Genomic DNA, 13357 nt, shown 5'->3' with positions numbered 1-13357 from the left:
TCTTGTTTCACAAGTCCATCATGGAGCCAGGAAACATGTCCGAGAAATTGCTTGTGCGCAGGGCCGCGGTACTCGGGGCCGGGGTAATGGGGGCGCAGATCGCGGCCCACCTGACCAATGCCGGCGTCGACACGGTGCTGTTCGACCTCCCGGCCAAGGATGGCGACCCCAACGGCATCGTCACCAGGGCCATCGCCAATCTCGGCAAGCTGAGCCCGGCCCCGCTGGCGTCGAAGGACCTGGCCACGGTGATCACCCCGGCCAATTACGAGCTCGGCCTGCAGCGCCTCAAGGACTGCGACCTGGTGATCGAGGCGATCGCGGAGCGCATGGACTGGAAGCAGGACCTGTACGCGAAGATCGCGCCGTTCATCGCCGACCACGCCGTGCTGGCCAGCAACACCTCGGGCCTGGGCATCAACAAGCTTGCGGACGTGCTGCCGGAATCGCTGCGCAGCCGGTTCTGCGGCGTGCACTTCTTCAATCCGCCGCGCTACATGCACCTGGCCGAGCTGATCCCGGCGCGCACCACCGACAAGGCGGTGCTGCAGGGCCTGGAGACGTTTCTGACCACGACGCTGGGCAAGGGCGTGGTGTATGCCCGCGACACGCCGAACTTCATCGGCAACCGCATCGGCGTGTTCTCGATCCTGTCCACCATCCACCACACCCGCGAGTCCGGCCTCGGTTTCGACGAAGTCGATGCCCTCACCGGGCCGCTGGTGGGACGCCCGAAGTCGGCGACCTACCGCACCTCTGATGTCGTCGGCCTGGACACCATGGCCCACGTCATCAGGACCATGGCCGATACCCTGCCCGACGATCCCTGGCACAAGTACTTCAAGTCGCCAAAGTGGCTCGCGGCGCTGGTCGAGAAGGGCGCGCTGGGCCAGAAGACCGGTGCGGGCATTTTCCGCAAGGTGGGCAAGGACATCATGGTGGTCGACCCCGCAGCGGGTGATTACCGCCCTGCCGACCGCGCGGCGGCGCCTGAAGTGGTCGAGATCCTGAAGACGCGCGACCCCGTTGAAAAATTCGCGAAGCTGCGCGCCAGCGACCACCCGCAGGCGAAGTTCCTCTGGGCCACGTTCCGCGACCTCTTCCATTACAGCGCCTATCACCTGGCCGACATCGCCGAGACCGCGCGCGACGTCGACCTGGCGATCCGCTGGGGCTACGGCTGGTCGCTGGGTCCGTTCGAGACCTGGCAGGCGGCCGGCTGGAAGCAGGTCGCGCAGTGGATCGCCGACGACATCGTCGCCGGCAAGGCGATGAGCGACGCTCCCCTGCCCGACTGGGTGTTCGACGGCCGCGACGGCGTGCATTCGGCCGAGGGCAGCTACAGCCCCGGCAAGAACGCACGCCTGCCGCGCTCCGCGCTGCCGGTCTACAAGCGCCAGCGCTTCCCGGATCCGCTGCTGGGCGAGTCGTTTGCCAAGGGCGAAACTGTGTTCGAGAACGACGGCATCCGCATGTGGACCGACGGCGACGACATCGCCGTGGCGTCGTTCAAGACCAAGATGCATACGGTGTCCGACCAGGTGCTGGACGGCCTGCAGGAGGCGGTGGCCCGCGCCGAGCGCGATTTCGCCGGGCTGGTGATCTGGCAGCCGAAAGAGCCCTTCTCGGCCGGTGCCGACCTCGCCGGTGCGCTCGGGCTGCTGCAGGCAGGCAAGGTGGACGCGTTCGAGGCGATGGTGGCGAACTTCCAGGCCACCAGCCAGGCGATCAAGTATTCGCTGGTGCCGGTGGTGGCCGCGGTGCGCGGCCTGGCGCTGGGCGGAGGCTGCGAGTTCCAGATGCACAGTGCCCGCACCGTCGCCCACCTCGAGAGCTACATCGGGCTGGTCGAGGCCGGCGTCGGCCTGCTGCCGGCCGGCGGCGGACTGAAGGAGTTCGCGGTCCGCGCCTCGCAGGCCGCCGGAGCCAGCGGTGACGTGTTCGCCGAGCTCAAGCGCGTGTTCGAGACCATCGCGATGGCCAAGGTGTCGGCCTCGGCGGTCGAGGCCAAGGAGCTGGGCCTCCTGCGCGCCGGTGACCGGGTGGTGTTCAACGCCTTCGAGCTGCTGCACGTGGCGCGCCAGGAAGCCGCCGCGCTCGCCGAGGCGGGCTATCGCCCGCCCATGCCCGCACGCCAGGTGCGTGTTGCCGGCGACGTCGGCATCGCCACATTCAAGATGCTGCTGGTCAACATGCTGGAGGGTCGTTTCATCAGCGAGTACGACTACGAGATCGCGACCCGCATCGCCACCGTGCTCTGCGGCGGCGAGGTCGATCGTGGCGCAGTCGTCGACGAGGACTGGCTGTTGCGCCTGGAGCGCCAGCACTTCGTGGAACTCGCGCAGCAGGACAAGACCCAGGCGCGCATCGCGCACATGCTCAAGACCGGCAAGCCGCTGCGCAACTGACGCGCGCCCGACGACACAGGACATGACCAACATGAGCAAGCAGATCCAGGACGCATACATCGTCGCCGCCACCCGCACCCCGGTGGGCAAGGCGCCCAAGGGCGTGTTCCGCAACACCCGGCCGGACGACATGCTGGCGCACGTGCTGAGGGCCGTCGTCGCGCAGGCACCGGGCATCGACGTCAACCGCATCGACGACGCGATCATCGGCTGCGCCATGCCCGAGGGCGAGCAAGGCATGAACGTGGCGCGCATCGGCGTGCTGCTGGCCGGCCTGCCCGACACGCTGGCGGCACAGACCATCAACCGCTTCTGCTCGTCGGGCCTCCAGGCCGTGGCGCTCGCGGCCGACCAGATCCGGCTGGGCAATGCCGACCTCATGCTCGCCGGCGGCACCGAAAGCATGAGCATGGTGCCGATGATGGGCAACAAGGTGGCGCTGTCGCCGAGCGTGTTCCGCGATGACAACGTGGCCATCGCCTACGGCATGGGCATCACCGCGGAAAAAGTCGCCGAGGAATGGAAGGTCTCGCGCGAGGACCAGGACGCGTTCGCGGTCGAGTCGCACCGCAAGGCGCTGGCCGCCGCCAAGGCCGGCGAGTTCCGCGACGAGATCAGCCCCTACGAAGTGCTCTCGCGCCAGCCCGACCTTGGCGGCAGGACCATCCGCACGAAGAAGCTGCTGGTCGAGCACGACGAGGGCCCGCGTGCCGACACGTCGGCCGAGGGCCTGGCGAGGCTGCGTCCGGTGTTCCGCAACGGCCAGTTCGGCGGCACGGTGACCGCCGGCAACTCGTCGCAGATGAGCGACGGCGCGGGCGCGGTGTTGCTGGCGTCCGAACAGGCCATCAAGGACTACGGCCTGACGCCGCTCGCGCGCTTCGTGTCGTTTTCGGTGGCCGGCGTGCGTCCGGAGGTGATGGGGATCGGGCCGATCGCGGCCATCCCGAAGGCCCTGAAGCAGGCGGGCCTGACCCGCGACCAGCTCGACTGGATCGAGCTCAACGAAGCCTTCGCCGCCCAGGCGCTGGCGGTGATCCGCGATTGCGGGCTCGACCCGTCGAAGGTGAACCCGCTGGGCGGTGCCATCGCGCTCGGCCACCCGCTCGGCGCCACGGGCGCGGTGCGGACGGCCACCATCGTCCACGGCATGCGTCGACGTGAACAGAAGTACGGCATGGTGACGATGTGCATCGGCACCGGCATGGGCGCCGCCGGGATCTTCGAGGCGCTCTGACCCGGCACGGTCCGCGTGGTGCGATCACCGCATCGCGCGGATCCGTGGTGCCTCAGCGCGCCCGTCCGTAGATCTCGACGCGCGTGCTGCCATCGGGATTCTGGGTCCGCGACACCACCGAACTGGGCAATGCGGAACCGACGCTGGACATGTAGATCAGGATCCAGTCTTCCGCTTCGCCGTTGCTGGCGAACTGCCCGTCGATCCGGCACATGCTGCTCTTGCAGTCCATGTCCAGGCTGGTCGGCTTGACGCCGGCCGTTGCAAAGCCGGGCTGCCCGGCAATGCCGGCGAGTTCGGCTTCCTTCTGCGGCGCCCAGGCCGGGTCGACCTGCTCGGCGGCGAACCGCTCGGCGGACTGCTTCTTCAGCGCCGCGGTCCGGGCGATATGCTCATCGCGGCGCTGCGCGCGTCGTTCGACATGCGCGGCCAACTGGGCGCCGCTCGACGCGCGCGCTGCGACCGGGGAACGTGGCGGCGGGCCGCCTGGCGCCGGAACCGTGCGCGCGATGTCGCTCGCCGCTGGATCCGCCGCGATGGCGGGCGCGGGCTCGTTCCGGCCGCGCATCGCGATCGTGCCGATGACCACCGCGGCGACAAGCACCGCGGCAACGATGATGGGGGTCCTGCTGTTGCGATTCATGCGTGCGCCTGGCCTTTGTGGGCGCGGGCTGTACGGCCCGTCACGCCTCTGAAACGAAAAGGCGCCGGAAATCCGGCGCCCCTGCGATTACGTACGACAGGGCGGTCAGACCGGGGCGTCGGCCGTGTCCCAGAAGATGTAGGTGTCGTTGATGCCCACGCCGACCGGCAGGTTGCAGCTGATGGCAACCAGGCCCGAGGCCATGCCGCCGCCTACGAAGTCGTCTGCGTACCAGAACATGTCCTCGCTCTGCGCGCCGGGAGCGATCACTTCGGTCCGGCTGACGAACTCGTTGGCACCAGTCTGCCAACCGGTCACGGCGGTGCAGGTCAGCGAAACCGGCGCGGTGGTGGTGTTGGTGAAGTAGGTGTCGAGCAGGATGGCCGAGTTGTCGATGGCCGCGCCGGCGTCGAACTCGAAGCCGCAGGTGATGTAGCTCGATGCGTTGCCTTCGTTCTGGATGGCCAGCGGGCGCTTGCGGATGGCCGTTTCGAACGCCGGCAGGGCGCCCTGACAGCGAGCGGCCGGCTGCGACGCGTTCGCGTGCGAAGTCTGGGCGGTGGCGGGGACGCTGTAGGTCGCGGCGACGGCAAGCGTCAGTGCCGCAAAAGTTGATGCAAGCTTCATGGAATGGGTCTCTCCCTAGGGTGATGTGCAGACACTTGACGCAGGAACGCGATTGCGCGCCCCCCCGACCCGGCGACTATAACCATACCCTCGTGAACCTGTCACGCGCGCCGCGCGGCGACTTTCACTGGACGTCAAGTACGCCCAATTCAGACAATGCGTCACGCATGAAGCCCTGAGCGGCCTCGCTGAGCAGTTCATGATCCAGTGCGTGGCGTATGGTGGCCTCGATCAAGCCGATATGGGTGCCGCAATCGAAGCGGGTGCCCTGGAACCTGTAGGCCAGCACCTCGTCCTCGGCCAGCAGGGCCGAGATCGCATCCGTAAGCTGGATCTCCCCGCCCCGCCCCGGCGCGGTGGCCTCGAGCAGCGGAAAGATCCGCGGCGACAGGACGTACCGCCCGACCACCGCCAGGTTGCTCGGCGCCTCCTCGGGCGACGGCTTTTCGACAATCGCCGTGATCCGGCCAGCCCGGTCCTGGAATTCGCTGGTCGCCACAATCCCGTAGCTCGACGTCTGTTCCTTCGGCACGACCTGCGTGGCGATCACGCTTGAACCGGTAGCCTGCGCCAGGTCCGCCATCTGTGCCAGCGCGCCCGGCCCGCGGTTCCAGATCAGGTCGTCCGGCAGCAGCACCGCGAACGGCTCGTCACCGACCACCGGTTTGGCACACAGGACGGCATGCCCGAGGCCCAGGGCTTCGGTTTGCGTGACGAAGACCGCACGGACGCCCGCGGGAATCACGTTGCGGACCACCTCGAGCAATTCATGCTTGCCGGCCTTTTCAAGCTTCTGCTCGAGTTCGTAGGCCTTGTCGAAATAATCGGCGACTGCGTGCTTGTAGCGGTTGGTCACGAAGATCAGCGTGTCGCAACCGGCTTCCACCGCCTCGTCCACCGCGTACTGGATCAGCGGGCGATCGACGATCGGGAGCATCTCCTTGGGAACCGTCTTGGTGGCGGGCAGGAACCGGGTCCCGAGGCCTGCCACCGGGAAAACCGCCTTGCGGATGCGTTGCGTCATGTCCTTCTCGCGTTCCTTGCCGGGAAGGCGACCACCGTGGCCGCCATCTTCCGTTCTTCGTGCGCCATGAGCGGCGCGAATTCGGGGACCGAGTCGCGCAACAGCCGACCCAGCGCTTCCACATCGTAGCGACCCACGGCATCGCGCATGCGGGACGTGGCGGCTTCGATGCGCTCGGTCTCCACCTCGCGTGCCTCGGCCTGCAGGATCTTGGGATGCGAGGTGGGCCGATAGCGCTCTTCCGCATGGAACAGCGTCTCGTGCAGCTTCTCGCCCTGGCGCAGGCCGGTGTACACGATTGCGATGTCGCGCCCGGGCTGCTTGCCCGCCAGCGTGATCATCTGCTCGGCAAGCAGGCGGATCGATACCGGCTCGCCCATGTCGAGGGTGTAGACCGCCTCGATCGACCCGATCGCCACCGCCTGGAGGATCAGTTGGCAGGCCTCGGGGATGGTCATGAAGTAGCGGGTGACCTCCGGATCGGTCACCGTGACCGGCCCGCCCTGGCGGATCTGCGCGCGGAACAGCGGAACGACGCTGCCGGCGGAATCGAGCACGTTGCCGAACCGGACCGTCACGAAACGCGTGTTCCCGCGCCGGGTCATCGACTGGCACACCATCTCGGCCAGGCGCTTGGTGGCACCGAGCACGTTGACCGGGTCCACCGCCTTGTCGGTGGAGATGAGCACGAACGCGCCGACGCCCGCGGCCTGGGCCTCGCGCGCGACCGTCTCGGTCGCCAGCACGTTGTTGCGCACCGCTTCGCGCAGCTGCGACTCCAGCACCGGCACCTGCTTGTAGGCGGCGGCGTGGAACACCGCTTCCGGCGCCGACAGCGCCAGCGCGTGGCGGACCACGGCGGGGTCACCGCAGTCGCCCAGCACGGGGATGCATTCGATCTGCGGGAAGTCGCGACGCAGTTCCGCCTCGGTGGTCGCCAGCGCCAGCTCATCCATCTCGATCAGCGCGATCTGGCGGGCACCGTGGCGGGCGCACTGGCGGCAAAGCTCGGCGCCGATGGAGCCACCGGCACCGGTGACGAGCACGCTGCGCCCGCCAAGCCAACCACGGATCGCCTTCCAGTCCGGAGTGACCGGCTTGCGGCCCAGCAGGTCCTCGATCGCGACCTCCTTGAGCTCGCCCGGCAGCGAGCGACCTTCCAGCAGGTCGTTGAGGCGCGGCACGGTGCGGAACGGCAGGCCGGTGCGCTCGCAGGCGGCCACGATGCGCCGCATGGCGGTGGCGTCGAGCGACGGCATGGCGATGACCAGCAACTGCGCCGCGGTCTCCGGCGCGATGCGCCCGAGGTCCTCGATCTTGCCCAGCACCGGCAGGCCCTGCAGGTGGCTGCCGCGCAGCTTGGCGGCATCGTCCAGGAACCCCACCGGCTGGTAGGCACCCGCCCGCCGCAGGTCGCGGACCAAGGCTTCGCCCGCTTGCCCCGCACCCAGGATCAGGACCCGCAGCGCAGCCTGGTCGGTGCGCGACGTGCCGTGGTCCTTCCAGGCGCGGTACAGCAGCCGGGGCATGCCCAGCAGTGCCGACAGCACCACCGGATAGGCCAGCATCACGGTGCGCGGGATTTCACCGGCGCGGTCGAACACGAAGAACAGCAGCGGCACGATCGCGAGCAGGCCGAACATGCTCGCTTTCATGATGTTGACGAGGTCGGGGATGCTGGCGAAGCGCCACACGCCCCGGTACAGGCCCACCTGCCAGAAGATCAGCCCCTGCACCAGCAGGATCAGGGTGAGTTCGGGCGTGAGTACTGCGCCGTCGCCGGCCCCGCCCAGCGCCGGTTGCCGGAAATAGTTGAGGCCGGACCAGGCCACCCAGACCATCATCAGGTCGTGGCCGACCACGGCGTAGCGCGGCAATGCGATCCTGAACCTGTCCTTCCAGAAGGTCATCTAGTGGCGATCCTGCTCGTCTGGGTGCCCGACGCCCCCCCGGGCAGCGCGCCATGCAACAGCCGCGAGCAGCAGGCACATGGCCGCCGCGGCAAAACGGAATGATGTCACGCGCGTGGCGGAAACCAGGGCCAACATCAGCGCAGCCGCCGTCCACGCGCCATAGAGCAGTGTGACCGGTCGATGGTCGGCCAAGCTGAATGCGAGCTGCTGGTAGGAATGTTGCACGTGTGGCATCCACCATGCCTCGCCACGCACGATGCGCCAGCCCAATGTCAACGTCGCGTCAACCAGGAACGCCGAGAGCGGCAGCAGCAGGACGGGCACGAGACCCTGCCCACCCGCATCCGACCAGAGCAACAGGCTTGCCTGCACCGCGATCGCGTAGCCGAGGGTGCCGCTGCCGACATCGCCGAGGAAGATCCGTGCCCTCGGGAAGTTCATCGGCAGGAACCCGGCACAGCTCGCGGCCAGGGCCAGCGCCAGGACGGCCCACGCGGAGGGCGCGCCCGAAAGCAACGCGAACGTGAGCGCGACCAGCGCCGCCTGGCTTGCAGCCAGCCCGTCGATGCCGTCCATGAAGTTCCACACATTGACCAGCACCGGGACCGCGGCCAGCACGAACACCACCTGCCACGGGGCCGCCCCATTGGCAGCGAGTGCCAGCGCGACCAGTCCGCCTGCCGCCACATGCGCCGCAAGCCGCCACCACGCCGACAGCGCCCGGTGGTCGTCGACGAAGCCGACGCCAGCGACCAGCAGCAGGCCTGCCAGCACGGCTGCCGCGAGCGTGCCCGGCACGGGCAGCAGCCACGGCGCGACCAGCCAGGCCAAGCCCCACGCGATGGCGATGCCGATGCCACCGCCGCGCGGCGTCGGCACTTTGTGGCTGCGACGTGCGCCGGGCTGGTCGAGCAACCGGTGGCGCACTGCATGCCAGCGGGCCACCCGCGCACCGGCCGCCGCGATCACTGCGGACGCAAGCAACCAGGGCAACAGCCACGACCACGCCATGCCGCCCACCCTCAGACCACTGCGTAGTTCAACAGCGGCTTGATCGTGCCCCACTCCTTGCAGGACGGGCACTGCCAGTGGTGGCTGCGCGCGCCGAATCCGCAACGATTGCATCGATAGCTCGGATTGCGCACCAGCAACTGGTCGGTGATGTGGCGCAGTTGCTCGAGCGTCTCGCCGTGTTCGACGCCATCGGCGAGCGCGAGTTCGATCAGCGCGGCCTCGCCGCGAACCGAAGGCCGGTCCTTCAGCTGCTGCGCGAGGTAGCCGCGCGCGGCTGGCACGCCCTCCTCCGCCTGCACCAGCCGCGTCAGCGCCAGCACCGGCGCGACGCCGCTGTAGTGTTCGGCCATCTCGGTCAGGAACGTGCGCGCGCCGGGGCTGTCGCCCACCCGGGCATACGCCGCGAGCAGCGGAGGCAGCAGCTCGGGCAGGAAATCCGGATCGTGGCGCGCGGCGCGCTCGAAGGCGCGGATGGCCGCGACGTCGTTGCCGGCATCGATCTCCAGCTTGCCCTCGAGCATGCCGGCGCGCACCGACGTCGAATCCGCGGCATAGGCACGCGCGATCGCCTCGCGGGCCGCGTCGCGTTCGCCGGCGACGCGCAGGCGCTCGGCCAGCTCGCATTCGAACTGGCCGATCAGCTTGCCCATCGGCTCGCCGGTCGCGGCCTCGTAGCGGGTGGCGTTCTCGATGGCCTTCGGCCAGTCGCGCTCCGCCTGGTAGATGCCGATCAGGTGCTTGAGCGCCTGCGGCGCGCGCTGGTCGATCTGGGCAAGGTCGGTGAACACGGTCTCGGCGCGGTCGAGCAGGCCCGAGCGCATGTAGTCCTCGCCCAGCGCCAGCAAGGCCTGCACCTTCTGCTGGTCGTTGAGGTCCGGACGCTGCACCAGGCCCTGGTGCAGGCGGATCGCGCGATCAACCTCGCCACGGCGGCGGAAGAGGTGCCCGAGTGCGACCTGGGTCTCGAAGGTGTCCTTGTCGAGCTCGGCGATATGCAGGAACAGCTCGATCGCCTTGTCCGGCTGCTCGTTGAGCAGGTAGTTCAGGCCACGGAAATAGGTGGTCGACAGCTTGCTGACCTGGCTGTCGCTGTGGCGCTCGCCGCCGCGGCGACCGATCACCCAGCCCGAGAGCGCCGCGATCGGCAGCAGCAGGAAGAACCAGAACCACTCGGTGATGAAGGCCATCTCAGCTCGCGTCGGTGGGGGTGGCGCGCGTGCGGCGCAGGCGCTGTTGCAGCGGCAGCACCACGGACGCCACGATCGCCATGCCGCCAAGGATGGCGCCGAGCAGCAGCGTGGCCAGCAGCGCGACCCCGAGGGTCGGGCGCAGCGTGGCGAAGCCGAAATCCACGGCGACCACCTGCGGGTTGAGTGCGCCCACGGCGACGCCTGCGGCGAGGCATGCAAGGGCGAACAGGATTCGGAGAGGACGCATGGGTCGCTAGCTTAGCCGAGCCCACGCCACGCAGACAGACGTGGAGCGGTCAGTCCTCGGCAGGCAACGGCATCACGTCGCTGACGCGTTCGCGAAGCTCCTTGCCGGGCTTGAAGTGCGGGACATGCTTGCCGGGCAACGCCACGGCATCACCGGTCTTGGGATTGCGCCCGGTGCGGGGGGGACGGTAGTGCAATGAGAAGCTGCCGAAACCGCGCACTTCGATGCGTTCGCCGGTGGCCAGCGAGCCGCCCATCATCTCCAGCAGCGACTTCACCGCCAGGTCGACGTCGTCGGCCTTCAGGTGCCCCTGGCGCTGGGTGAGGATTTCGATCAGTTCGGATTTGGTCATGTTGCCATCGTGGCCTCGACAACCGAAAGCGGCCTGGCTGGTGCCAGGCCGCCCCGGGTCTTGCTGGCTTACTCGGACTTGCTGTCCAGCTGCTCGCGCAGCAGGGCACCGAGCTTGGTCGTGCCACTGGAGGCATCCGACGCGGCGCGGTTGTAGTCGGCCAGGGTGTCGGCCACCTCGGCCTCGTCCTTGGCGCGGATCGACAGCTGCAGCGTGCGGCCCTTGCGGTCCATGCCGGTGAACTTGGCCTCGATGGTCTCGCCCACCTTCAGGTGCTGACTGGCGTCGTCGATGCGCTCATCGGAGATGTCGCGCGCGGCCACGTAGCCTTCCACGCCATCGGCGATGTCGATGATCGCGCCCTTGGCGTCGACTTCACGGACGGTGCCGGTGACCTTGGTGCCACGCGGATGCGCCGCCATGAACTGGCCGAACGGATCCTGCTCGAGCTGCTTGACGCCCAGGCTGATGCGCTCGCGCTCCGGGTCCACGGCCAGCACCACGGCTTCCAGCGTGTCGCCCTTCTTGAGGTTGCGCGCCACGTCTTCGCCGCTGGTGTTCCAGCTCATGTCGGACAGGTGGATCAGGCCGTCGATGCCGCCGTCCAGGCCGATGAAGATGCCGAAGTCGGTGATCGACTTGATCTGGCCGTCGACCTTGTCACCCTTCTTGTGGATGGCCGCGAAGGTCTCCCACGGGTTGGACGTGACCTGCTTGATGCCCAGCGAGATGCGGCGACGCTCTTCGTCCACGTCGAGCACCATGACCTCGAGCTCGTCACCGACCTGCACGACCTTCTGCGGGTTGACGTTCTTGTTGGTCCAGTCCATCTCGGACACGTGCACGAGGCCTTCGACGCCCGGCTCGATCTCGACGAACGCGCCGTAATCGGTGACGTTGGAGACCTTGCCGAACACGCGGGTGTTGGACGGGTAGCGGCGGGCGATGTTGTCCCACGGATCCTCGCCCAGCTGCTTGAGGCCCAGGCTGACGCGATTGCGCTCGCGGTCGTACTTCAGCACGCGCACGTCGAGCTCGGCGCCCACTTCCACGACTTCGGACGGATGGCGCACGCGCTTCCAGGCCATGTCGGTGATGTGCAGCAGGCCGTCGATGCCGCCCAGGTCCACGAACGCGCCGTAGTCGGTCAGGTTCTTGACGACGCCCTTCAGCACGGCGCCCTCGACCAGCTTCTCCATCAGCTGCTCGCGCTCTTCCGAATGCTCGCTCTCGACCACCGCACGGCGGGAGACGACCACGTTGTTGCGCTTGCGGTCGAGCTTGATGAGCTTGAACTCGAGTTCCTTGCCTTCCAGGTACACCGGGTCGCGCACCGGGCGCACGTCGACCAGCGAACCGGGCAGGAACGCGCGGACGTCCTTGATGTCGACGGTGAAACCGCCCTTGACCTTGCCGCTGATGCGGCCGGTGATGGTCTCGTTCTTCTCGAGGGCTTCCTCGAGCTCGTCCCACACCATGGAACGCTTGGCCTTCTCGCGCGACAGCACCGTCTCGCCGAAGCCGTTCTCGAGGGAGTCGAGCGCGACCTTGACGATGTCGCCCTCGGCGACGTCGATCTCGCCGGCGTCGTTACGGAACTGTTCGATCGGCACGATGCCTTCGGACTTGAGGCCGGCGTTGATCACCACCACGTCGGTCCGCACCTGGATCACGACGCCGGTGACGATGGAACCCGGCTTCAGCTTGCCGAGGGCGGCCTCGCTCTGTTCAAACAGTTCTGCAAATGATTCGGTCATTGAAAAATTACCCGGTTGACGAAACAGACCGGCGCGCGAGGCGCGTTGCCCGGTCCACCCGTTGCGGCTTGCGCGGGATTGCGCGTCGCCATGAGTGCTCATTGCACGGAAAATCCGCGCGGCAGGTGCCACGCGGGACCAACCTGCCGCGGAAGTTCAGCCCGCGTGCCCCGGCACCAGGGCCAGAACGCGCTCGACGACCGTTTCGATGCCAAGGCCGGTGGTGTCGATGCGGACGGCGTCTTCGGCCGGCCGCAGCGGCGCCACCGCGCGATTGGCATCGCGGGCGTCGCGGGCGAGAATCTCTCGCAGCAGACCATCCAACGTAACAGAAACCCCCTTGTCCTTCAACTGCTTATAGCGCCTTTCCGCCCTCTCCTCGGCGCTGGCCGTGAGGAACACCTTGGTCGCCGCATCGGGGAAGATCACCGTGCCCATGTCGCGACCGTCGGCGACCAGCCCGGGGGGCTTGCGGAACACCCGCTGGCGCTCCTTGAGTGCCGCACGGACTTCCGGGATGGCCGCGATCGCCGAGGCCGCGGCCCCCGCGGTCTCGGTGCGCAACTCGTCGGTGGCGTCGTGGCCGTTCACGAGCACCCGCAACTCGCCGCGGTCGTCGTCGCGGAAGCCGATGCGGGTGTCGAAGGCGCAGCGGACCAGCGCGCCACCGTCGTCCAGGTCCAGGTCGGCCCAACCCGCGGCCACGCCGATGGCGCGGTACAGGGCGCCGGAATCCAGGTAGTGCCAGCCCAGCCTCCCGGCCACCGCACGGCTGATCGTGCCCTTGCCGGAGCCCGATGGGCCGTCGATCGTCAATACGGGTATGGCGTCCTGGATCATGTCCGACTCCGCGGGTGGGTGGCCATTCTAGACCGCGCCCGGCGGCAAACCGTGCGGGGGCTTGAGTCTGGAGCGGAAAGCCCGGTAGAATTGCCGGCTTGATTG

12 protein-coding genes are annotated in these 13357 nt (G+C 68.2%); 2 read left to right on the top strand and 10 right to left on the bottom strand.

Annotated features, from left to right (window positions below):
• Positions 1–35: 35 nt before the first annotated feature.
• Both IDM46_RS06540 and IDM46_RS06535 read left to right on the top strand, forming a co-directional pair.
• Positions 36–2408: a 3-hydroxyacyl-CoA dehydrogenase/enoyl-CoA hydratase family protein gene (locus IDM46_RS06540; RefSeq protein WP_185115171.1), complete on the top strand. Its 2373-nt coding sequence runs from the start codon at positions 36–38 to the stop codon at positions 2406–2408.
• Positions 2409–2439: 31 nt separating this feature from the next.
• On the top strand, positions 2440–3645 hold the full coding sequence (locus IDM46_RS06535) for an acetyl-CoA C-acyltransferase (RefSeq protein ID WP_185115170.1): 1206 nt from the start codon (positions 2440–2442) through the stop codon (positions 3643–3645).
• Positions 3646–3697: 52 nt separating this feature from the next.
• On the opposite strand, the gene IDM46_RS06530 is transcribed toward IDM46_RS06535, so the two are convergent.
• The 10 genes from IDM46_RS06530 to cmk form a co-directional block, all read right to left on the bottom strand.
• Entirely contained in the window at positions 3698–4234 is a 537-nt protein-coding gene (locus IDM46_RS06530) for a hypothetical protein (protein WP_185115169.1), read from the bottom strand.
• A 159-nt stretch (positions 4235–4393) separates the two neighbouring features.
• Positions 4394–4915 (bottom strand): hypothetical protein, encoded by a 522-nt coding sequence (locus IDM46_RS06525; protein WP_185115168.1) that lies wholly within the window; start codon positions 4913–4915, stop codon positions 4394–4396.
• Positions 4916–5039: 124 nt separating this feature from the next.
• Positions 5040–5939 (bottom strand): UTP--glucose-1-phosphate uridylyltransferase GalU, encoded by a 900-nt coding sequence (gene galU, locus IDM46_RS06520; protein WP_185115167.1) that lies wholly within the window; start codon positions 5937–5939, stop codon positions 5040–5042.
• Entirely contained in the window at positions 5936–7849 is a 1914-nt protein-coding gene (locus IDM46_RS06515) for a nucleoside-diphosphate sugar epimerase/dehydratase (RefSeq protein ID WP_185115166.1), read from the bottom strand. Before IDM46_RS06515 ends, galU begins: the two co-directional genes overlap by 4 nt.
• Positions 7850–8863 carry a hypothetical protein gene (locus tag IDM46_RS06510; RefSeq protein WP_223878045.1) on the bottom strand — a complete coding sequence of 338 codons (1014 nt, stop codon included), beginning with the start codon at positions 8861–8863 and terminating at the stop codon, positions 7850–7852.
• Between the two features lie 11 nt (positions 8864–8874).
• A complete protein-coding gene (gene lapB / locus IDM46_RS06505) occupies positions 8875–10053 on the bottom strand; it encodes a lipopolysaccharide assembly protein LapB (RefSeq protein ID WP_185115165.1) in 1179 nt (392 codons plus the stop codon).
• 1 nt (position 10054) lies between these two features.
• Positions 10055–10303 (bottom strand): lipopolysaccharide assembly protein LapA domain-containing protein, encoded by a 249-nt coding sequence (locus tag IDM46_RS06500; RefSeq protein WP_185115164.1) that lies wholly within the window; start codon positions 10301–10303, stop codon positions 10055–10057.
• A 49-nt stretch (positions 10304–10352) separates the two neighbouring features.
• A complete protein-coding gene (locus IDM46_RS06495; RefSeq protein ID WP_182821303.1) occupies positions 10353–10655 on the bottom strand; it encodes an integration host factor subunit beta in 303 nt (100 codons plus the stop codon).
• Between the two features lie 68 nt (positions 10656–10723).
• Entirely contained in the window at positions 10724–12412 is a 1689-nt protein-coding gene (gene rpsA, locus IDM46_RS06490; RefSeq protein ID WP_182821305.1) for a 30S ribosomal protein S1, read from the bottom strand.
• A gap of 156 nt (positions 12413–12568) precedes the next feature.
• Positions 12569–13249: a (d)CMP kinase gene (gene cmk / locus IDM46_RS06485; protein ID WP_185115286.1), complete on the bottom strand. Its 681-nt coding sequence runs from the start codon at positions 13247–13249 to the stop codon at positions 12569–12571.
• Positions 13250–13357: the final 108 nt, after the last annotated feature.

This window comes from Luteimonas sp. MC1825, from assembly GCF_014764385.1.
Lineage (GTDB): Bacteria > Pseudomonadota > Gammaproteobacteria > Xanthomonadales > Xanthomonadaceae > Luteimonas.
The sequence above is the reverse complement of the archived record's forward strand: the minus strand, read 5'-3'. Positions and strand labels throughout refer to the sequence as shown.

What these genes read in the sequence shown, in the direction of transcription:
- IDM46_RS06540 (WP_185115171.1), top strand. Translation starts at nt 36, where the DNA reads ATGTCCGAGAAATTGCTTGTGCGCAGGGCCGCGGTACTCGGGGCCGGG.
- IDM46_RS06535 (WP_185115170.1), top strand. Translation starts at nt 2,440, where the DNA reads ATGAGCAAGCAGATCCAGGACGCATACATCGTCGCCGCCACCCGCACC.
- IDM46_RS06525 (WP_185115168.1), bottom strand. Translation starts at nt 4,915, where the DNA reads ATGAAGCTTGCATCAACTTTTGCGGCACTGACGCTTGCCGTCGCCGCG.
- galU (WP_185115167.1), bottom strand. Translation starts at nt 5,939, where the DNA reads ATGACGCAACGCATCCGCAAGGCGGTTTTCCCGGTGGCAGGCCTCGGG.
- IDM46_RS06515 (WP_185115166.1), bottom strand. Translation starts at nt 7,849, where the DNA reads ATGACCTTCTGGAAGGACAGGTTCAGGATCGCATTGCCGCGCTACGCC.
- IDM46_RS06510 (WP_223878045.1), bottom strand. Translation starts at nt 8,863, where the DNA reads ATGGCGTGGTCGTGGCTGTTGCCCTGGTTGCTTGCGTCCGCAGTGATC.
- lapB (WP_185115165.1), bottom strand. Translation starts at nt 10,053, where the DNA reads ATGGCCTTCATCACCGAGTGGTTCTGGTTCTTCCTGCTGCTGCCGATC.
- IDM46_RS06500 (WP_185115164.1), bottom strand. Translation starts at nt 10,303, where the DNA reads ATGCGTCCTCTCCGAATCCTGTTCGCCCTTGCATGCCTCGCCGCAGGC.
- IDM46_RS06495 (WP_182821303.1), bottom strand. Translation starts at nt 10,655, where the DNA reads ATGACCAAATCCGAACTGATCGAAATCCTCACCCAGCGCCAGGGGCAC.
- rpsA (WP_182821305.1), bottom strand. Translation starts at nt 12,412, where the DNA reads ATGACCGAATCATTTGCAGAACTGTTTGAACAGAGCGAGGCCGCCCTC.